Below are 19,685 nucleotides of genomic sequence, written 5' to 3' on the forward strand. Positions count from 1 at the left end.
GGGTGGCGGTGGCCGGGCCGGGGGTGCGGCGGGGCGAGCGGGCGGCGGGCTGCGGGCACTGGTCAGTGGTGCGCCTCGGCGGCGCGACGTTCCGCCAGGGCCTGGCGTACCAGGGCCACTGTGGCGTCGGGACGGCGGAGCACGTCGTCGGTGGTGAACCGCAGCACGACCCACCCGGCGGCGCGGAGCGCGTTCAGGCGTGCCACGTCCCGCCGGAAGTGAGCCCGTTCGCGGTGGTGGTCGCCGTCGTACTCGACCGCGAGGCGGAGAGCCGGCCAGGCCAGGTCCACCCGAGCCACGAAGCGTCCGCCGGCGCGAACCTCGTGCTGGGCGGTGAGCGGGCCGAGGCCGGCGTCGAGGAGGAGCAGCCGTAGCCGTGTCTCCATCGGGGACTCGCTCAGCGGCTCGGCCAGCGCCAGCACCTGGCGCAACAGCGGAGCGCCCGGCCAGCCCGGCCGGTCGGCGGCGTAGGCCCGCAGGGCGGGCAGCATCACGACCCGGCGACGCAGCAGCGCGTCGACGGCGACCAACGCCTCGACGCGGGTGCCGTGGCGGCCCAGGTCGAACGCGGTACGCAGCGGGGTGGTGACCGGTAGCCCGCCGACGAGGGTGCGGTCCCGCGCCGCCATCGGCGACCTGACCACCCGCAACCGTGGGTGCGGTCGCAGTCGAGCAGCAGGCGGCAGCACCACTGTCACCGGCGCGTCGCGGGTGAGCACGTCCACGCCGTACACCCAGGCGGCGCTGCGCCCGGCAAGCACGGCATCCGGCGGCAGACGCAACGTCACCGCCTCGCACCACATCCGGTGGTCGTCGGCGCGGTATCCGTCCCGGTGCACGTACACGTCCGGCAGCAGGCGGATCCACGCCGGCCCGCGCAGCATCGTCCAGGTGAGCAGCCCTTCGGAGACGACACTGCCGCCCCGGAACGGCACGATCGCCAGGCGGCGCGGGACACGGGCGGGAACGGACATCCCGGCAGCGTGTCGTGACGGGACGGTCACCCGCTGCCCCGATCCGGCGGACGGCTGGTTCCTGGGAAAAACCTCACCCGGGCTTCCGTCCGGGCGGGAGGCGTCGTACGGTAGGCCGCAAGTGACCCACGGGAGCCCGGTGCGGACCGGGCTGAGAGGGGGGCTGGGAGCCCCCGACCGTCGAACCTGATCCGGGTAATGCCGGCGCAGGGAGGAGCGTTGCCGTGCTGTCCCTGGGACGACTGCATCTCATCACCGACACCCGGCCGGGGCGTGACCCGCTCGCCGTGCTGCGTGCCGCGCTGCCCGTGGCGGGCGCCGACCTCGTCGTGCAGGTGCGTGTGGAGGACGACGCCACCGACCGGGAGGCGTACGAGCTGGCGTGCCGCGTGACCGAGGCGTGCCGGCCGTACGGGGCACGGTGCCTGGTCAACGACCGGCTGCACGTGGCGCTCGCGGTGGACGCCGCCGGTGGGCACGTCGGCGCGGACGACCTGCCGGTGGCTGCCGCGCGCCGGGTGCTCGGCCCGGACGCCGTGCTCGGCGCGACCGCCCGCGAACCGGTAAGCGCCCGCGCGGCGGTGGACGCGGGCGCGAGCTACCTGGGCGTGGGCCCGTGCCACGCCACCACCACCAAGTCCGGCCTGCCGGACCCGATCGGCACCGAGGGGATACGCGCGGTCGCCGAGGCGGTGAGCGTGCCGGTGATCGCGATCGGCGGGGTGACCGCCGCGACCGTGCCGGCGCTGCGGGCCGCCGGGGCGTACGGGGTGGCGGTGGTCGGGGCGCTCAGCCTGGCCGCCGATCCCGCGCACGCCACCGCCGAGCTGCTGCGGGCGCTGACGCGATGAGCCCGGCCGACGTGGCGGTGGTGGGCGCCGGGCCGGTGGGACTCGCGATCGCGTGGCGGTGCGCGCAACGTGGACTGCGCGTGGTGGTGCACGACGACCGGCCGGGGTCGGGCGCGTCCTCGGTGGCCGCCGGGATGCTGTCGCCGGTCGCCGAGGCGTACTTCGGTGAGCACGAGCTGACCGGGCTGCTCGTCGAGTCGGCCGCCCGGTGGCCCCGCTTCGCCGCCGAACTGGCCGGGGCGAGCGGCGTCGACGTCGGCCACCGCACCGAGGGCACGCTCGTCGTCGGGCTCACCGCCGACGACCTGGCCGAGGCGGGGCGGCTGTGGTCGTACCAACGGGGGTTGGGACTGCCGATCACGCCGCTGCGTCCCTCGGAGCTGCGCGACCGCGAGCCGGCGCTGGCGCCGCGCGTGCGCGGTGGCGCGGTGGCGCCCGGCGACCACCAGGTCGACCCGCGGCGGCTGGTCGCCGCGTTGCGCACGGCCGCCGAGCGCGCCGGCGTGGAGCTGCGCCCGGCGCGCGTCGGCGCGCTGTCCGAGGTGGACGCGCGGGTCACAGTGGTCGCGGCCGGCTGCGGCGCGGCGGCGCTGACCGGCCTGCCGGTCCGGCCGGTGAAGGGCCAGGTGCTGCGGCTGCGCGCGCCCGGTGGCGGTCCGCCGGGCTTCCGGCACGTGATCCGGGGGTACGCGGACAGCGAGTCGGTCTACCTGGTGCCCCGGGACAGCGGCGAGGTCGTGGTCGGGGCGACGGTCGAGGAGCGCGCGGACACCGAGGTCACCGCCGGTGGCGTGCTGACACTGCTGCGCGCCGCCGCCGAGCTGGTGCCGGAACTGGTCGAGTACGAGCTGGTGGAGGCCGTCGCCGGGCTGCGTCCCGGTACGCCGGACAACGCGCCGATCATCGGGCCGCTGCCCGGGCAGCCGGGCGTGCTCGCCGCGACCGGGCACCACCGGCACGGCATCGTGCTCGCCCCGGTCACCGCCGACCTGGTCACCGAGCTGATCGTCACCGGCGAGCCGGATCCCGCGCTCGCCCCCTTCACCCCGGACCGCTTCGGGAAGGAGCGCACGTGGAACTGATCGTCAACGGCACCGGCCGGACGCTGCCCGACGGCGTCACAGTCGCCGAGGTGGTCCGCACCGTCACCGACCGGGAGCGCGGGCTCGCGGTCGCGGTGAACGGCGAGGTGGTGCCGCGCGGCGGCTGGTCGGCGAGCGTGCTGCGCGACGGCGACCGCGTCGAGGTGCTCAGCGCAACCCAGGGCGGGTGAGCAGATGTCCACGTTGGAGATCGACGGGGTCACGTTCGGCTCCCGGCTCGTCCTCGGCACCGGCGGCGCGGCCAACCTGCACGTGCTGGAGCAGGCGATCCGCGCCTCCGGCACCGAGTTGGTGACGCTGGCGCTGCGCCGGGTGGACACCACGCCCGGCGGGTCGGGCGGCCTGCTCGACCTGGTGGAGCGGTGCGGCGTACGGCTGCTGCCGAACACGGCCGGCTGCCGCACCGCTGTCGAGGCGGTGAAGACGGCGCACCTTGCCCGGGAGGCGTTCGACACCGACTGGGTGAAGCTGGAGGTGATCGGCGACGAGCGCACGCTCCTGCCCGACGGGGTGGAGCTGCTGCGCGCCGCCGAGGAGCTGGTGGCGGACGGGTTCACGGTGCTGGCGTACACGTCGGACGATCCGGTGCTGGCCCGGCGGCTGGCCGACGTGGGGTGCGCGGCGGTGATGCCGGCCGGGTCGCCGATCGGCTCCGGGCTGGGCATCGGCAACCCGCACCACATCCGGCTGATCCGGCAGGCCGTCGACGTGCCGGTGGTGCTCGACGCGGGCATCGGCACCGCCTCCGACGCCGCGCTCGCGATGGAGCTGGGCTGCGACGCGGTGCTGCTGGCGAGCGCCGTGACCCGGGCCACCGACCCGGTGGCGATGGCCACCGCGATGCGGTACGCGGTCGAGGCGGGCCGCCTGGCGTACGGCGCGGGCCGCATCGCCCGCCGCTTCCACGCCCTGGCGTCCACCCCGGACGATGGCCGGCCCGACCTGTGACCGCTTCACGCGTCACCGATCCCGGCGATCTTGGTACGCGCGCGCCCCTGGACGGGCGGCCGGGTACCAAGATCGACGCCGGCCCGACCGGGGTCGTCGTGCTGACCGATCGGCGGGTGGCTCGGGGGGCGCTCGTCGACGTGGTGGCGGGTGCCGTCGGTGGGGGAGTGCGGTGGGTGGTGCTGCGGGAGAAGGACCTGCCCCGCGCCGAACGCCTCGCGCTCGCCGCCGACCTGCGCGCGATCCTCGCCGAGGCAGGTGGCACGCTCGTCGTCGCCGGACCCGATCCGCTCGACGGGGACGCGGTGCACCTGCCCGCCGCCGGCCCGTACCCGCCGCCCGCCGTCGGACTGGTCGGCCGTTCCTGCCACGACACCGCCGAGCTGGCCCGGCTCACCACCGAGCACTACGCGACGCTGTCCCCGGTCTACGAGACGAGGACGAAGCCCGGCTACGGCCCGGCGCTGCGGCCGGCCGGACTCGCCGCGCTGGTGAAAGCCAGCCCGGTCCCGGTGCTCGCCCTCGGCGGCATCGAAACCCCGGCCCAGGTCACCGCATGCGTCGAGGCGGGCGCCACCGGAGTAGCAGTCCTGGGCGCCATCATGCGCGCCCCGGACCCCACCGAAACCGCCACCACGCTGGGCAGAGCTTTCGAAGAGGCGGCCACCCGTGTGGCGCACACCTACCCCGCGCGATCCGACGAAGGCCCGCACGCGACAGGGCTGCGGCCGACCGTGCCCACGGAGGGATCAAGCCTGACCGCCCGGAGTGGGCACGGTCGGCCGCAGCCCTCCACCGCAACTACCGGAGAACACCAGTGACGCCGAAAACAGTCCTCAGCATCGCCGGCTCCGACTCCGGAGCGGGAGCGGGCATCCAGGCCGACCTCAAGACGTTCGCCGCGCTCGGGGCGTACGGCACGAGCGTGCTCACCGCCGTCACCGCGCAGAGCACCCGGGGCGTGGACGCCGTCCTGCCGCTGCCCCCGCAGACCGTGCGCGACCAGATGGACAGCGTGCTCGGCGACTTCGACGTGCGGGCCGTGAAGAGCGGCATGCTCGGCACCCCGGCCGTCGCCGACGCGGTCGCCGAGGCGGCCCGCGCCGGGCGGCTGCCGCACCTGGTCGTCGATCCGGTGCTGGTCGCCACGAGCGGGCACCGGCTCGGCGTGGTGGAGGCGGTCGAGCGACTGCTGCCGTACGCGGAGGTGGCGACGCCCAACTGCGCGGAGGCCGCGGCCCTCACCGGAGGCCCGGTGGGCACCGTGGAGGAGATGGTCGCGGCGGCCGAGGCGCTGGCGGCGCGCGGCCCGGCGTTCGTGGTGGTGACCGGCGGCGACGTGGACGCCGACGGCGAGTCGGTCGACGTCCTCGCGGGCGGCGGGACCACGCGGCTGCTGCGCGCACCCCGGGTGGACACCCGGCACAACCACGGCACCGGCTGTTCGTTCTCGGCCGCCGTCGCGGTCCGGCTCGCCGCGGGCGACGCGGTGCCGGTCGCGGTGGCCGCCGCCAAGGAGTACGTCACCCGCGCGCTGACCGGCGCGCGGACCTGGGAGCTGGGCGCGGGACGCGGCCCGCTGGACCACTTCGGCTGGTCCGCATGAGCGACAGGGAGGCTGTCATGCAGGCACGTCGCAAGGTGTACGTGGAAGGGTCACGCCCGGACATCCGGGTGCCGTTCGCCGAGGTGCCGCTGACCGGGGACAACCCGCCGGTACGGCTCTACGACACCTCCGGTCCCGGCTCCGACCCGGAGGTGGGGCTGCCCGCGCTGCGCGGGCCGTGGATCGCCGAGCGCGGCGACGTCGCACCGGTACGCGGCGCCGGCACGCCGCTGGCGGGCGTGGACGGGAAGCGGCCGACGCAGCTCGCGTACGCCCGGGCCGGGATCGTCACGCCGGAGATGGAGTTCGTGGCGATCCGGGAGTCGGTGTCGCCGGAGTTCGTGCGGGACGAGATCGCGGCCGGGCGGGCCGTGCTGCCGCTGAACGTCAACCACCCGGAGTGCGAGCCGGCCGTCATCGGCAAGGCGTTCCTGGTGAAGGTCAACGCCAACATCGGCACCTCGGCGGTCACCTCGTCGGTGGCCGAGGAGGTGGAGAAGCTGACCTGGGCGACCCGGTGGGGCGCGGACACAGTGATGGACCTGTCCACCGGCAAGCGCATCCACGAGACGCGCGAGGCGATCGTGCGGAACGCGCCGGTGCCGATCGGCACGGTGCCGATCTACCAGGCGCTGGAGAAGGTCGGCGGCGACCCGGTGAAGCTGAGCTGGGAGGTGTTCCGCGAGACCGTCATCGAGCAGGCGGAACAGGGCGTCGACTACATGACCGTGCACGCCGGGGTGCTGCTGCCGTACGTGCCGCTCGCGGTGGACCGGGTGACGGGCATCGTGTCCCGGGGCGGCTCGATCATGGCCGCCTGGTGCCTGGCCCACCACGAGGAGAACTTCCTCTACACGAACTTCCGGGAGCTGTGTTCGCTGCTCGCGAAGTACGACGTGACGTTCTCCCTCGGCGACGGCCTGCGCCCCGGCTCCATCGCCGACGCCAACGACGAGGCGCAGTTCGCCGAGTTGCGCACGCTCGGTGAGCTGACGAAGGTCGCCTGGGAGTACGACGTGCAGGTGATGATCGAGGGCCCCGGGCACGTGCCGATGCACAAGATCAAGGAGAACGTGGACCTCCAGCAGGAGTGGTGCCACGAGGCGCCGTTCTACACGCTCGGTCCGCTGACCACCGACGTCGCGCCCGCGTACGACCACATCACCTCCGCGATCGGCGCGGCGATGATCGGCATGTTCGGCACCGCCATGCTCTGCTACGTCACCCCGAAGGAGCACCTCGGGCTGCCCGACCGCGACGACGTGAAGGCGGGCGTGATCGCGTACAAGATCGCGGCGCACGCGGCCGACCTGGCCAAGGGGCACCCCGGCGCGCAGGCGTGGGACGACGCGCTGTCGAAGGCCCGGTTCGAGTTCCGGTGGGAGGACCAGTTCAACCTGGCGCTCGACCCGGAGACCGCGCGGGCCTACCACGACGCGACGCTGCCCGCCGAGCCGGCGAAGACCGCGCACTTCTGCTCGATGTGCGGGCCGAAGTTCTGCTCGATGAAGATCACGCAGGAGCTGAAGGACTACGCGGCGCGGGGCATGCGCGGCAAGTCGGAGGAGTTCGTCGCCTCCGGGTCACGGGTCTACCTGCCGCTGGCGTGAGCGAGGCCGGGGCGGGCCGTGCGATCCGGCCCGCCCCGGTGCTCGTTCAGTCGCGGTGGTGCCGTCCGGTCCGCAGCGAGCGGGCGTCGTCGGCGTTGTCGTCCGAGGCGAGACCGGCGACCCAGTCCACGTACTCGTCGTCGGCAGCGGTGGTCGGCTCGGCCGTACGCTCGGCCGGCTCCGGGTCGCCCTTGGCCCCGCGGTTGCGGCGGAACAGACCACGCAGAGGCTTCGACTTCCCGGCGGGCGCGTCGGCGTCGTCCGGTTCGGCGTGCCGCCCGCGCCGGGAGTCCGGCTCGCTCGTCTCCGGCGCGGTGGCTTCCGGGAGCGCCGCGACGGCCTCGGCCGGTACGGCGGTCACCGCCTCGGGACGGGCGACCGGCCCTGCCTCCGGCCGGGCAACCGGTCCGGCGGGACGGGCGTTCGTGGCCAGCGCGTCCCAACCGGCGCTCGCGCCCGGCTCGGGGAGGCCCCGATGGCGGGGACGCGGCGCCGGCTCGGCCGGGACGCTCGCCTCCGCGCCGTCGCGGGTCGGTGCGTCCGGTTCGGTGGTGGCGCGGTGCGGACGGGTAGCCGGGGTGATCGGCCAGGCCGGGCGTACCTCGCCGGGCGCGCCGGTGACGTCCTCGAACATCGGGAACCGGGGCCGGGACGACGGGGCCGGCGCCGGGTCGTCGAAGAAGAAACTGCGTCCGGTACGCCCGGACGATGCGCCATCCCCGGTGGGGGCGCCGGTGTGGGAAGCCGGGCCGCCCTGCGTGCCGGGGTCCGTGTGGCCCGGTGCCGAGGTGGTGCCCGCGTCGTCCCAAACTGCGTTCGCGGCCGGTGGGATCGCGGCGGTGCTCGTGGCGTCCAGGGCCGGTCGGGTCCGCCGGCCGGTCGCCGTCGACGCGGCGTCGGTCGAGCCGGCCTGGGCGTCGGTGCTTGTCGGCGTGGCGTCGGCCTGCCCGCTCGGCGTGGTCAGAGCGGCGTCGGCCTGTTCGCTCGGCGTCGTCGGAGCGGCGTCGGCCTGCCCGCTCGGCGTCGTCGGCGCGATGTCGGCCTGGGCGGACTCGGGGGAGGCCGGGGCGCCGGCACGCGGTCCGGCCTTCGGGGTGCGGGGGCGACGGGAACGGGTGGAACGGCCGGTTCCGGCAGTGGACTCGGCCGGTGGCGCGTCGGGGGTGTCGCTGTCCGCGTCGGCCGGGACCGGTCCGGCGAAGGCGCCGCTGTCCGTACGCGGGCCGGGAACGTGGCTCTCGGTGGTGCCGCCGGTGGCCGGTGACGCGTCCTTCGAGGCGGCGTCCCCGGTGCCGGGTGCTGCTGTGGTCTCGTCGGCGGGTGACGCCGGTCCGTCGGACCGGCCGGCGCGGGTACGGCGCGGCCGAGTCACCCGTGGCGCGGTCGCCGCCGCTTCCTGAACCGGTTTCGGTGCGACATCGCCAGTTGCGGAGCCGTAACCGCTAGCCGGGGCAGCCGAGGAGGTGTCGGCCGGGGCTGCCGCGGAGGTGCCCTTGCTGTCGGCCAGGGCGGCTGCGGAGGTGCCGTTGCTGTCCGCCGGGGTGACTGCGGAGGTGTCAGAGGCGCGGTCGCCGGTGGCCGAGGTGGTGGCGGGTCCGGAACCGGCGACGGCCCGGTCGGCGGTGGCTGCGCGGTCCGTGGTGACCGCCTCGCGGGCACTGTCCGTGTGGGCAGTGCCCGCGCCCGGGACCGTGCCACCGCCCGGGACCGTGCCCGCACCTGGGACCGGGTCGGGGCGGCTCGCGGCGAGGACGTCGATGGCCGACGTCCGGCGCCCCGGGGGCAGCAGGCCCGGCATGGGCTGGCCGTGGCCCGTGTCGACGACGGCCGGACGGTCGCCCACCGGCTGTCCCGTGACGGCCGGCTGATCGGCGGCGGGAAGATCGGTACCGGCCGGTGCCGACACCGTGGCCGAGCCGCCGGCCTCCGGCCAGTTCCAGTGCGCCGGCGCGGCGGCGCCGCTGGTCACCGGAGGCGCGGGCGGGGCGGCCGGAACGCCCGGAGTGGACGAGTGCGGCAGCGGCGCGAGGATGTCGGTGGCCTCGACGGCGTCGGGATCACCGGTGGTGACCGGCCGGGGCAGCACAGTGGTGGCGGTCGAGCCGAGCGCGCCGGCGATCACGGCGATCAGCGCCCCGTAGTAGGGCGCGACCTGGTAGCGGTCGGTCGCCGAGCCGGGACCGGCGGTCAGGTAGGCGAACGCGACGAGCACCGGGCCGGCCGCCCCGGCCGCGCCGCCGACGAGCGGCGGCCATTCGGCCCGGCGGGCGAGTACGCCGACCGCCCCGCCGGCCAGCAGCGCGAGCACCGGCAGCAGCAGCATGGACAGGCGTTGCGCCGCCTCCGGGTCGAGCCAGGAGGGTTCGAGGACGCCGAGCCGTACCGTGGCCAGCGGGCGGCTGGAGACGATCGTGGGCGCGACGGAGAGCAGCGCCATCAGCCAGACGATCCCGGCGGTGATCGCCACGCCCCAGCCGAACGGCGGCTTGAGCAGGACGGCGATCGCGGCGCCCGCTCCGACCACCGCGCCGAGGGCGGCGCAGATGCCGGCGGCCCACACCGGGTCGACGGATCCGCCCAGCTCGGCCGCGCGGGCCGGTTGCATGCACAGCGGGGCGACCACCATCGCGCCGAGCGCGCTCACGCCGGCGATGGAGAGCAGTTCGGTGGTGCCGCCCTGATCGTCGTCGCGGCGGGCGAAGCGCTCGGTGAGGACGGCTCCGGCGACCGTGGCGACGGCGGCGAACCAGCCCACCCAGACGAGCTGGGCGGGCCACCGGTTGACCGAGACGTCCACGAACGCGCCGTCGAGGCGTACGACTCCGAAGCCGTACGCGATGCCCAACTGGCCGGCCCCGGCCAGTACGCTCACGCCGAGCGCCGTGAGCAGCAGCCTGCCCCACGTCCGAAAGGCCATGTCGGGCACGTTACGGCCCGGTGCCCCCGATCGCCACCTTGCCGCCGCGCGGCGCGGCGAACCTGCCGGTGCGGCTACTTCAGCTCGACCAGGCGCGCGAGGTAGGTGGTGTCGCCGACGTTGGTGAGCATGTGCACCGCGCCCGGGTCGCGGTAGACCACGCCGCCGGTCGGCTCGTCGGCGTCGATGGTGGTGCCGTCGATCGTCTGCACCACGTTCTTGGCGCCCTGGATCGCCACCACCAGGTACGGGTGGTCGTGGCGGTGCAGCGGCTGCCGCTCACCCGGCTCCAGCCGGATGTGCCAGACGCGTACGCGGTCGTTCTCGTACACGATCTCCTGGCCCACCGGGCCGAGTTCGAGGTCGGCGGGGAGTTCGGTCATCGTGGTCCGTCCAGTCGGGGGAGCACCTCGGCGGCGATGAGCTCCACGTGGTCGAGGTCGTCGAAGTCGATCAGGCGCAGGTGCACCCGGGTGGCCCCGATCGCGGCGAACTCGCCGATCCGCTCGACGAGCTGGGCGGGGGAGCCGACCACCGGGTCCTCCGGCGGCAGCGCGCTCGTGACGTGCAGCGGCGCGGCCCGGCGCTGCGCCTCGGCGTCGGTGCGTCCGATCGCCACCACGATGCCGGCGGAGAGCGTCAGCGGCGCGCGGCCGGAGGCGTCCCGTCCGGCGCGGTCGCACGCCTCCCGCACCCGCTCGTACGCGGCGGCGGTCTCGGCCACGCTCTTGAACGGCATGTTGAACTCGTCGGCGTAGCGGGCGGCCAGCTCGGGCGTGCGCTTCGGTCCCCGGCCGCCGACGATCACCGGCGGGCCGGGCTGCTGTACCGGCTTGGGCAGCGCGGGCGCGTCGACCAGGCGGTAGTGCTCACCGGTGAAGCTGTACGTCTCGTCGGGCGGGGTGCGCCACAGCCCGGTGACGATCTCCAGTTGCTCGGCGAGCCGGTCGAAGCGCTCGCTGACCGGCGGGAACGGGATGCCGTACGCGGTGTGCTCGCGCTCGTACCATCCGGCGCCGATGCCCAGCTCGACGCGGCCGCCGCTCATCCGGTCGACCTGGGCGACCATGACCGCCAGCGGCCCGGGGAGCCGGAACGTGGCGGACGTGACCAGCGTGCCGAGCCGGATCCGGGAGGTCTCCCGGGCCAGCGCGGCGAGCGTCAGCCAGGCGTCGGTGGGGCCGGGCAGTGCCGGCTCGTCCCCCATGGCCCGGTAGTGGTCGGCCCGGAAGAAGCCCTCGAAGCCGGTCTCCTCGACCAGCCGGGCGAACCGGAGCTGGTCGTCGTAGTCCGCACCGCGGTGCGGCTCGGTGAACACCGAGACCCGCATGGTCAGCGGCCTCCCACGGGTACGCCCGGCGCGTCCCGTTCCATCAGCAGCTCGTGCAGCTCGGCGCTGATCCGCGCGACGTCGGCGAGGTGTTCGTGGCGGCCGAGCGTGCGGGGCCGGGGGACGTTCACCTCGACGACCTGTCGGATCCGGCCGGGGCGCGGGCTGAGCACGACGACCCGGTCGGCGAGCAGCACCGCCTCGTCGATGGAGTGGGTGACGAAGACGATCGTCGCCTTCGTCTCCATGTGCACCCGCTGGAGTTCGCCGGAGAGTTCCTCGCGGGTGAGCGCGTCGAGCGCGGAGAACGGCTCGTCCATGAGCATCACCCGGGGTGAGCCGATCAGCGACCGGCACAGCGAGACGCGCTGCTGCATGCCGCCGGACAGCTCGTGCGGGAGGCGCTTCTCGAAGCCACCCAGCCCGGCCATCTCCAGCAGCTTGCGGGCCCGGTCGCGGTGCTCGGCGCGGCGCCAGCCGAAGATCTCCACCGGCAGCAGCACGTTGTCCAGCACCGAGCGCCAGGGCAGCAGCGCCGGCCGCTGGAACAGCATCGCCACGTCGCGGCGGGGCTTCGTGATCGGCGTGCCGCCCACGGTGATCTCACCGCCGGTGACCGGCAGCAGCCCGGCGATCATGCGCAGCAGCGTGGACTTGCCGCAGCCGGACCGGCCGAGGACGGCTACGAACTCGCCTTCGGCGACGTCGAGGTCGATGCCGCGTAACGCCTCCACCCGCCCCGAACGGCCGTCGAAGGTGCGGGACACCCCGGACAGTCGGATCATCTCCCGCCGGCTCCCTTCCACGTCGTCCCCAAATGCGAGCCGGGCTAGCGTAGCGGACGGTGCTTATAGCACTGTCCGGGGTGGACGTCAGTCCGCTTTCCGTCACGCAACTTCGTTTCCGTTCCGCAACCGGGACGGCGGCGGCAGGTCATCTGCCTTCTCGTACGCTGTTGCGCGCGAAGAGTCCCCTCACGACGGTCCAGTCGGCCGAACCCACCTGCCGACCCCGTCGGACCCACGACCCGACCGGCGAAGAAGTCCTGGTCGGAAAGGACATGGTGCACTGATGAGAAGGCTGACCCGTACGGTCGCCGCCGCGGCTCTGGCCACCGCCCTCGCCCTGGTGGGCGGCTGCAGCAGCGACTCGGAGAAGTCCGAGAGCGGCGGCGGCAACGGCGCGGCGCTGGAGAAGGTGACGTACCTCACCTCGTTCGGCAACTTCGGGCGTGACTCCTACGCCTGGGTGGCGAAGGACAAGGGCTTCTTCAAGGAGGCCGGTTTCGACGTCGACATCAAGCCCGGTCAGGGCACCGGCTCCGTGATCCAGACCATCACCGGCGGCCAGGCCGACTTCGGCCCGATCGACCTGACCGGTGGCATCCTCCAGCTCGGCAACGGCCAGGCGAAGGACTTCGTGGCGGTGGCCGCGATCCAGCAGCGCACCATGGCCGCGATCGTCACGGTCGAGGGCAAGAACATCGCCACCCCGAAGGACCTCGAGGGCAAGAAGCTCGCCGACACCCCGACGTCCGTCGTGCGCAACCTCTTCCCGACGTACGCGCGGCTCGCCGGCATCGACGGCAGCAAGGTGACCTGGGTCAACGGTGAGGCGCAGGGCCTCATCGGCATGCTCGGCTCGGGCTCGGTGGACGGCATCGGCCAGTTCGTCGTCGGCCAGCCGACGGTGGAGACGGTGACCAAGAAGAAGCCGGTCGTCCTGCCGTACAGCAACGTGATGCAGGACCTCTACGGCAACGCGCTGATCACGTCCTCGAAGATCGCCAAGGAGAAGCCGGAGATGGTGAAGAAGTTCACCGCCGCGCTGCTCAAGGGCCTGGAGTACTCGCTGGCCAACCCGGACGAGGCCGCCGAGATCCTGAAGAAGAACGTGCCGGCCGCCGTCCCGGCCGCGGCCTCCGCCGAGCTTCAGCTGATGGCCGCGTACGTCCGGTCGAGCAACTCCGGCACCGCGATCGGCACGCTGGACAGCGGCCGGGTGGCCAAGAGCATCGCGCTGCTCCAGGGCGCCGGTGCGCTCAAGCAGAACCTGACCCCGGACCAGATCATCGACTTCAACCTCGCGCCGAAGGCCTGACCGGTCCGCTCGGGCCAAACGGGGGTGCGACCCGCCGGACACCCCGGTGGGGCGCACCCCCTTCGCGTGCCGGTCACACCGACCGGTGCAGAGAGGAGGACACGTTGACACAGTCGACCGAGGCCCGGCCGGAGGCGCCGCCGCGCCCGGCGGTCCGGCGCGGGATCGCCGTACGCCCGGCGGCGGTCGGGTTGCCGGCGCTGGGCCTGGTGATCGCGGTGGCGGCCTGGTGGCTGGTCACCTCGGGCCTGAACCTGGTGCACCCGGCCGCGCTGCCCCCGCCGCAGGCGGTGGGGAAGTCCCTCACGAGCACCACCGAGGTGCTGCTGCCCGCGCTGGGCATCACCACCTGGATGACAGTGTTCGGCTTCCTGCTCTCGTCGGTGGCCGGGGTGCTGATCGGGATGGCGCTGGCCGCCTCCCGGCGGGTGGAGCGGATGTTCGCGCCGCTGCTGGTGGCGGTGAACGCGGTCCCGAAGATCGCGTTCGGGCCGTTGCTGGTGGTGGCGGTGGGCTGGGGGCAGAAACCCATCCTGACCATGGTGTTCCTGCTCTGCTTCTTCCCGATCGTGCTCTCCACCGCGACCGGGCTGACCACCACCCCGGCGGATCTGGCGGAGCTGGGCCGGTCGCTCAACGCCTCGTGGTGGCAGTCGTTCCGCAAGGTGCGCTTCCCGGCGGCGCTGCCGCAGATCTTCGTCGGCCTCAAGGTGGCCATGCCGCTGGCCGCGATCGGCGCGGTGATCGGGGAGTTCTACTCCGACCGCCCGGGCCTGGGTTACCAGATCCTGCAGTACAACGGCGTCGGCGACACCGCGACCGCCTGGGCGGCGATCGTGCTGGTGGCGCTCATGAGCATCGTGCTCTACGCCGTCCTGAGCCTGGTCGAGCGCCTGGCCCTGCCCTGGGTGCGGGCCACCACCTCAGCCCGCTAGCCACTGACCCGAGAACCCGACGTCGACCGAGAACCCAGAAGGTAAACCTCAACCCACGGATGGCGGCCGACCACGACAGGCGTGGCCCCACCGCAACCGGCGCAGGGATCAAGCCTGACCGCCCGGAGCCGGTTGCGGTGGGGCCACGCCCCCAACAGTGACTACCCCGCCAACCGCCAACGACCACCACGAGCCACCAGCGTCGTCAACGCCTGCGGCATCAACCCGGAGTGGTTGTCCGGCGTCATCCGGATCGGGCCGGACAGCCCGTCGAGCTGCGAGGTCTCCAGCACGTCGCGCAGCGCCTCCCGGTCGACCCTGCCCGGCTCGCCGCCCGCCCGCTGCTCGGCGTCGGCGATCAACTGGACCGCGTCCGCCGCGAACGAGGAGAAGCCGTTGTAGCCGCCGAACCGGGCGGTGTAGTCCTGGAACCACTGCCGCCGCGCGGCCTTGGCCGGGGTGGTGGCGATGACGTCGTCGATCACCATGGTCTGGGTGAAGATCAGCGTCGCCTCGTCCGTGGAGCGGGCCGACGGGCCGAGGAAGAGGTCCCCGGCGGCCGTGGCGTCGAAGAACAGCGACCCGCGGAACTTGCTCTGCCGGGCGGTGGTGGCGGCGAGCATCGCCTGCTCCGGCGTGGTCCACAGGACCAGTGCCTGCGGCTTGCCGGCGATCAGCTCGTTGATCTGCGTGCCGACCTCGGTGTCGGTGACCCGCACCGACTCGTTGCCGACCAGCTTGACCGGGGTCTTGCTCAGTTCGCGGCGCAGGGCGGCGAGCCCTTCCTGGCCGTAACCCTCGGCGCTGTGCAGCAACGCCACCTTGCGGATGTTGCGCCGGTCCAGTTCGCCGGCGAGGGCGGCGGCGCTGTCGGTGGCGTTCGGGGCGAGCTTGAAGACATATCGACGCTCGGCCACGGGCTCGGTGATGGCGCTCGACGAACCCAGTGCGATCGTCGGAATGCGCTTCTCACCGATCGTGCGGGCCGCGCCGACGGCGCATTCGTTGCAACCGCCCATGATGACGGCGCTCACGCGTGAGTCACCGCTGAAATCATTGATGTTCCGCAAGGATTCCGCGGCGTCCGAGCGGTTGTCCTTGACCCGCAGATCGATCTTCCGGCCGCCCAGTGCGCCGGAGGCGTTCAACTGCTCGACCTTCAGTTGCAGAGCCCGTTGGTAGACCTTGCCGACGGGCGCCGAGGCGCCGGAGAGTTCCAGGTCGGCGGCGATCACGATCGGGCTGGTGTCCTGCGGTTCCCCGCCGATCCCGCAGCCGGTGAGCGTGGTGGCCAGCACGGCCGATGCGAGCGCCGCGATGCTCGCGGAGCGGATGGGGCTCAACTCAGTCCTCCAGGTGCGGCGCGGGCCGACGCCCGATCACCGCCGCTCGTCCGTCCTCAGTGGAGGAACGGGATTGGTTTGCCGTACGGTGTGCGCGAAGCCTGCAAAACCTTGCCAATGCCGAGGCCTGTGGTCAAGCCGGGCTGACGAGCGCTGTTTCGGGACAGCCATCCCACATGCTGGGGACACGGAACATTAACTGACAATTACTGCACAGAAGCGTGTGACCACTCTGGAGTGACATCCCCTGATCAGGGGGTTGGAGAAAAGAAGGTATTAGGTGATCGGATCCCGGGATGCGTCGGCCGCGACCGTTTCCTGCCTCACTGCGGCTTCCCAAACAGGATCTCGTCTGATGAAATCGCGGCCGTGCCGCGCGTGGCGGTGGCCGCTGCACCAGGCACGGGTCAGCGGGTCGCGCGTGGAAGAAACGACGGAGGCGATGTCGTGAGCACCGGACCTACGACCCTGCCCGGAAGCCCCAACGCCGAACAGCCCAACCGGCGCCGGCGCCTGCCCAGGCTGCGCGACGCGCGGATCCGCTCCAAGCTCGCCCTCATCCTGGTCGTTCCGGTCGCGGCTGTCATCGCGCTGGCAACTATCCGACTCATCTCGGTCGGTCAGGGCGCGTACGAGGCGGACCGGGTCCGGTCGCTGAGCGCGGTGTCGGTCGACGTTTCGGCGCTGACCCAGGACCTGCACAAGGAGCGGATGGCGGCGGCGGTCTTCCTGGCCGACCCGAACCAGAAGCCGGACGCGTACAACCTGCGGGTGCGCCAGACCGACGAGCGCATCGCGGCGTACCAGGAGGAGCGGAGCAAGCTCGGCGAGGTGCCGGGCGCGATCAGCAACCAGCTCAAGGTGATCGACGCCCACCTGTCCACGTTGAACGGCACCCGCCAGGAGGTGCTGGACCGGCTGCAGATGCCGGTGGCCGAGGCGACCCTGCGCTACGGCATCGTGCTGGACGACCTGGTCGCGTACGGCGACGCGCTGGCGCAGCAGCCGGGCGCGGAGAGCCTGGCCGACGCCCGCCGCGCGGTGGCCGCGTTCGCCCATGCGAAGGCCGAGGTGGCCGAGGAGCAGGCGGTGGCCTTCACCGCCCTGGAGGGCGGCCAGATCGACGAGGAGCAGTTCTCGTCCTTCGTGGCCACGCTCACCGGTCAGCAGGAGGCGCTGCTCACCTTCTCCCGGACCGCGACGCCGAGCCAGCGGGCGCTGGTGGACCGCACCGTCTCCGGTGACGCCGTCCAGCTCGCCGACCGGGTCGCCAACGACATCTCCCGGTCGATCGAGCGTCCCTCGCTGGTCACCCGCGACGAGGCGTCCGCCGCCATCGGCGCGGTCGACGACCTGATGCGGTGGGCCGAGATCCAGCTCCTGGACGAGATGCTGGCCGACGCCGACGAGGTACGCGCCGACGTGATCCGGCAGGCGATCGTGGAGAGCCTGCTCGTGCTGCTCACGCTCGCGGTCGCGGTGACGCTCGCCGTGGTGCTCGCCCGCTCGCTCAACGACTCGCTGCGTCGGCTGCGCGAGGGCGCGCTCGCGGTGGCGAACCACGACCTGCCGGACGCGGTGAGCCGGCTGCAGAACGTCAACGCCATCGGTGACGGCGGCGTGGACGAGATCGTCCAGCAGGTGCGGGACCCGATCAAGCTGAGCAACCGCGACGAGGTCGGTCAGGTGGCGGTGGCCTTCAACGTGGTCCACCGGGAGGCGGTCCGGGTCGCGGCCGAGCAGGCCGCGCTGCGGACGAGCGTCTCGGCGATGTTCCTCAACCTGGCCCGCCGCTCGCAGAGCCTGGTCGACCGCATGATCGGCGAGCTGGACGCGATCGAGCGGTCCGAGGAGGACCCGAAGCGGCTGGCGCAGCTGTTCGAGCTGGACCACCTGGCCACCCGGATGCGCCGCAATGACGAGAACCTGCTGGTGCTCGCCGGCGCCGACTCGGCCGTGCCGCGCCGCGACGACGCGCTCCTGGTCGACGTGCTGCGCGCCGCGCAGTCCGAGGTCGAGCTCTACAACCGGATCGAGTTCGGCACCGTCGACACCGACATCTCGGTCGCCGCGCACGCCGTCAACGACGTCGTCCGGCTGGTCGCCGAGCTGCTCGACAACGCCACCCGGTTCTCGCCGCCGAACACCAGCGTGGTGGCCGACGGCCGCCGGATCCGCGACTACGTGCTGATCCAGATCGAGGACCGCGGTCTGGGTCTCAGCGACGACCAGCTCGACTCGCTCAACCGGCGCCTGGCCGCGCCGCCGACGGTCGACGTGGCCGCGTTCCGGCTGATGGGTCTGGCCGTGGTGAGCCGGCTCGCCTCCCGCTACGGGATCCGCGTCGAGCTGCGCCGCAACGTCGAGGGCGGCACCGTCGCCCAGGTCACGCTGCCGAACTCGACTGTGGTGCTGCCGGCCAACCGGGGCCAGGCCCCGCTGACCCGGCCGCGTCAGCCGCTCGCCGTCGAGCAGTCCCCGCTCAGCCAGGTCGGCGCCGGCGACGCGCTGGCCGGCGCCGGGCGGGGCGCGGCCACCGCGACGCTCGCCGACGGGTGGCGCGGGGCGAGCACCGCCCCGCCGTCCAGGTGGCAGACGCCCGGCGAGACGCGCGACACCACTCCAGCCGTACAGCTGGGTGGGGCGACCGGCGCGCTGCCCACCGTGGCGGCGCCCGCCCCGGTGGCCGCGGCGCCCGCCACCGCACCGGCTCCGGTCTCCGGAGCGGGCTGGTCGGCCGGCGGACCGACGGTGGCGTACCCGGCGCTCGACCCGCTGCCCAAGCGGACGCCGGGAGTCGAGAGCGCGCAACCCGCGACCCAGGCCGCACCTCCGGCCTACCAGCCGCTCGCCGCGGGGCCGGCGGTGGAGAGCACCCCGGCGACGCCGGTGGTGGCCCGGCCCGAGCAGCGGGCCGAGGCGCCGATATTCCGCGAGATGGAGGCGGTCTGGTTCCGTTCGCACGGAGAGGACGAGACCACCATCTTCACCCGTCCCACGTTCGACGAGCCGCCCGCGCCGGCGCAGCCGGCCGTGGCGCCCCCCGCGGCGTCGGCTCGTCCGAAGCTGCCCACCCGTACCCCCGGGGCCCAGGCGTCGGGGCTGACCACGTCGACCACGCCGCCCGCGTACAGCCCGCCGGAGGTTCCGTCCACGCCGCCGGCGGCCGCGACGCCGCCCCCGGTGCCGCCCGCCGCCGAGCCCGCACCCGCGCCCACGGCACCGATCGACCCGGAGGCCTGGCGTACGGCGGCCGACGAGGGCTGGTCGCGGGCCAGCCGTGCCGCGGAGCCCACCACCGGCGGCACCACCCGCTCCGGCCTGCCCAAGCGGGTGCCGCAGGCCCAGCTCGTGCCCGGCGGGATAGAGCCGAAGAGCGGCCGGGACCGCAGCCGGCGCACGCCGGACGAGGTACGCGGTCTGCTCTCCGCCTACCACCGTGGCGTCCAGCGGGGCCGTACGGCCGGCGCCGACCTGAACAGCACCTCGACCAAGGAGACGAACCGATGAACAGGCCGGCGGCCATGCAGGACATGGGGTGGCTTCTCACCAACTTCGCCGACAGCGTTGCGGGCATCGCGCACGTGGTGGCGGTGTCCGCGGACGGGCTGCTGCTCGCCTCCTCCCGGGACCTGCCCGGCGACCGGGCCGACCAGCTCGCCGCGATCACCTCCGGCGTGGTGAGCCTGACCGAGGGCGCGGCGCGGATGTTCAGCGCCGGCGGGGTGTTGCAGACCGTCATCGAGATGGACAGCGGCTACCTGTTCCTGATGTCCATCAGCGACGGTTCGTCGATGGCCGTGCTCGCGGCGCGCAGCTGCGACGTCGGCCAGGTGGGTTACGAGATGGCGCTGCTGGTCGAGCGGGTCGGCCAGGCGCTGGTCCCGCTGCCGAGAGACGCGGTCCGGTCCTGATCGGGCCGGGGAGCTGACGACCGGAGCCGGTGCGGCTCCGAACGAGGGGAGGTG

The 19,685-nt window shown here is 73.7% G+C and carries 17 protein-coding genes and 1 riboswitch; of the genes, 11 read left to right on the plus strand and 6 right to left on the minus strand.

Annotated elements, in window-relative coordinates; all coding sequences use genetic code 11:
* Positions 1-62: 62 nt before the first annotated feature.
* Entirely contained in the window at positions 63-974 is a 912-nt protein-coding gene (locus ACN27C_RS12105) for a DUF559 domain-containing protein (RefSeq protein ID WP_422751169.1), read from the minus strand.
* Between the two features lie 118 nt (positions 975-1,092).
* Positions 1,093-1,204, plus strand: a riboswitch (TPP riboswitch).
* Here ACN27C_RS12105 and thiE point away from each other — a divergent pair.
* The 7 genes from thiE to thiC all read left to right on the plus strand — a co-directional run bounded on the left by thiE (position 1,202) and on the right by thiC (position 7,092).
* Positions 1,202-1,825, plus strand: a complete 624-nt coding sequence (gene thiE / locus ACN27C_RS12110) for a thiamine phosphate synthase (protein WP_422751616.1) — start codon at positions 1,202-1,204, stop codon at positions 1,823-1,825. (Overlaps the previous riboswitch by 3 nt.)
* Complete coding sequence (thiO, locus tag ACN27C_RS12115) at positions 1,822-2,907, plus strand: glycine oxidase ThiO (protein ID WP_422751170.1); 1,086 nt, start codon at positions 1,822-1,824, stop codon at positions 2,905-2,907. Before thiE ends, thiO begins: the two co-directional genes overlap by 4 nt.
* Positions 2,898-3,098 (plus strand): sulfur carrier protein ThiS, encoded by a 201-nt coding sequence (gene thiS / locus ACN27C_RS12120; RefSeq protein ID WP_073828929.1) that lies wholly within the window; start codon positions 2,898-2,900, stop codon positions 3,096-3,098. Before thiO ends, thiS begins: the two co-directional genes overlap by 10 nt.
* 4 nt (positions 3,099-3,102) lie before the next feature.
* Positions 3,103-3,876 (plus strand): thiazole synthase, encoded by a 774-nt coding sequence (locus tag ACN27C_RS12125; protein WP_422751171.1) that lies wholly within the window; start codon positions 3,103-3,105, stop codon positions 3,874-3,876.
* A gap of 71 nt (positions 3,877-3,947) precedes the next feature.
* Positions 3,948-4,697, plus strand: coding sequence for a thiamine phosphate synthase (locus ACN27C_RS12130; RefSeq protein ID WP_422751617.1), 750 nt, complete (start codon positions 3,948-3,950; stop codon positions 4,695-4,697).
* On the plus strand, positions 4,694-5,482 hold the full coding sequence (gene thiD / locus ACN27C_RS12135; protein WP_121685018.1) for a bifunctional hydroxymethylpyrimidine kinase/phosphomethylpyrimidine kinase: 789 nt from the start codon (positions 4,694-4,696) through the stop codon (positions 5,480-5,482). Before ACN27C_RS12130 ends, thiD begins: the two co-directional genes overlap by 4 nt.
* Positions 5,483-5,499: 17 nt before the next feature.
* Positions 5,500-7,092: a phosphomethylpyrimidine synthase ThiC gene (gene thiC, locus ACN27C_RS12140; protein ID WP_252449602.1), complete on the plus strand. Its 1,593-nt coding sequence runs from the start codon at positions 5,500-5,502 to the stop codon at positions 7,090-7,092.
* Between the two features lie 46 nt (positions 7,093-7,138).
* On the opposite strand, the gene ACN27C_RS12145 is transcribed toward thiC, so the two are convergent.
* The 4 genes from ACN27C_RS12145 to ACN27C_RS12160 all read right to left on the minus strand — a co-directional run bounded on the left by ACN27C_RS12145 (position 7,139) and on the right by ACN27C_RS12160 (position 12,124).
* Positions 7,139-10,009, minus strand: a complete 2,871-nt coding sequence (locus ACN27C_RS12145) for a hypothetical protein (protein ID WP_422751172.1) — start codon at positions 10,007-10,009, stop codon at positions 7,139-7,141.
* Between the two features lie 74 nt (positions 10,010-10,083).
* Positions 10,084-10,392, minus strand: coding sequence for a cupin (locus ACN27C_RS12150; protein ID WP_262013077.1), 309 nt, complete (start codon positions 10,390-10,392; stop codon positions 10,084-10,086).
* Complete coding sequence (locus ACN27C_RS12155; RefSeq protein WP_422751173.1) at positions 10,389-11,339, minus strand: LLM class F420-dependent oxidoreductase; 951 nt, start codon at positions 11,337-11,339, stop codon at positions 10,389-10,391. Before ACN27C_RS12155 ends, ACN27C_RS12150 begins: the two co-directional genes overlap by 4 nt.
* A gap of 2 nt (positions 11,340-11,341) precedes the next feature.
* Complete coding sequence (locus tag ACN27C_RS12160) at positions 11,342-12,124, minus strand: ABC transporter ATP-binding protein (protein WP_349880305.1); 783 nt, start codon at positions 12,122-12,124, stop codon at positions 11,342-11,344.
* A gap of 286 nt (positions 12,125-12,410) precedes the next feature.
* Here ACN27C_RS12160 and ACN27C_RS12165 point away from each other — a divergent pair, with 286 nt between their 5' ends.
* On the plus strand, positions 12,411-13,439 hold the full coding sequence (locus ACN27C_RS12165) for an ABC transporter substrate-binding protein (protein ID WP_091426339.1): 1,029 nt from the start codon (positions 12,411-12,413) through the stop codon (positions 13,437-13,439).
* 104 nt (positions 13,440-13,543) lie between these two features.
* Positions 13,544-14,374 carry an ABC transporter permease gene (locus ACN27C_RS12170; protein ID WP_422751174.1) on the plus strand — a complete coding sequence of 277 codons (831 nt, stop codon included), beginning with the start codon at positions 13,544-13,546 and terminating at the stop codon, positions 14,372-14,374.
* Positions 14,375-14,535: 161 nt separating this feature from the next.
* Here ACN27C_RS12170 and ACN27C_RS12175 read toward each other — a convergent pair whose 3' ends face one another.
* Entirely contained in the window at positions 14,536-15,717 is a 1,182-nt protein-coding gene (locus ACN27C_RS12175) for an ABC transporter substrate-binding protein (protein WP_121685014.1), read from the minus strand.
* A gap of 447 nt (positions 15,718-16,164) precedes the next feature.
* On the opposite strand from ACN27C_RS12175, the gene ACN27C_RS12180 reads away from it, so the two are divergent.
* Positions 16,165-19,227: a nitrate- and nitrite sensing domain-containing protein gene (locus ACN27C_RS12180; protein WP_422751175.1), complete on the plus strand. Its 3,063-nt coding sequence runs from the start codon at positions 16,165-16,167 to the stop codon at positions 19,225-19,227.
* Positions 19,224-19,631 carry a roadblock/LC7 domain-containing protein gene (locus ACN27C_RS12185; RefSeq protein ID WP_013288588.1) on the plus strand — a complete coding sequence of 136 codons (408 nt, stop codon included), beginning with the start codon at positions 19,224-19,226 and terminating at the stop codon, positions 19,629-19,631. Before ACN27C_RS12180 ends, ACN27C_RS12185 begins: the two co-directional genes overlap by 4 nt.
* Positions 19,632-19,685 lie beyond the last annotated feature (54 nt).

Origin of the sequence: Micromonospora sp. WMMD1219 (assembly GCF_049315215.1) — a bacterium.
GTDB classification, from domain to species: Bacteria; Actinomycetota; Actinomycetes; order Mycobacteriales; family Micromonosporaceae; genus Micromonospora; species Micromonospora tulbaghiae.

Bases quoted from the DNA above. Each gene is read 5' to 3' on its own strand.
- thiO (WP_422751170.1), top strand. From the start codon at position 1,822: ATGAGCCCGGCCGACGTGGCGGTGGTGGGCGCCGGGCCGGTGGGACTC.
- ACN27C_RS12160 (WP_349880305.1), bottom strand. From the start codon at position 12,124: ATGATCCGACTGTCCGGGGTGTCCCGCACCTTCGACGGCCGTTCGGGG.
- ACN27C_RS12185 (WP_013288588.1), top strand. From the start codon at position 19,224: ATGAACAGGCCGGCGGCCATGCAGGACATGGGGTGGCTTCTCACCAAC.
- ACN27C_RS12125 (WP_422751171.1), top strand. From the start codon at position 3,103: ATGTCCACGTTGGAGATCGACGGGGTCACGTTCGGCTCCCGGCTCGTC.
- ACN27C_RS12145 (WP_422751172.1), bottom strand. From the start codon at position 10,009: ATGGCCTTTCGGACGTGGGGCAGGCTGCTGCTCACGGCGCTCGGCGTG.
- ACN27C_RS12105 (WP_422751169.1), bottom strand. From the start codon at position 974: ATGTCCGTTCCCGCCCGTGTCCCGCGCCGCCTGGCGATCGTGCCGTTC.
- ACN27C_RS12165 (WP_091426339.1), top strand. From the start codon at position 12,411: ATGAGAAGGCTGACCCGTACGGTCGCCGCCGCGGCTCTGGCCACCGCC.
- ACN27C_RS12155 (WP_422751173.1), bottom strand. From the start codon at position 11,339: ATGCGGGTCTCGGTGTTCACCGAGCCGCACCGCGGTGCGGACTACGAC.
- thiC (WP_252449602.1), top strand. From the start codon at position 5,500: ATGCAGGCACGTCGCAAGGTGTACGTGGAAGGGTCACGCCCGGACATC.
- ACN27C_RS12150 (WP_262013077.1), bottom strand. From the start codon at position 10,392: ATGACCGAACTCCCCGCCGACCTCGAACTCGGCCCGGTGGGCCAGGAG.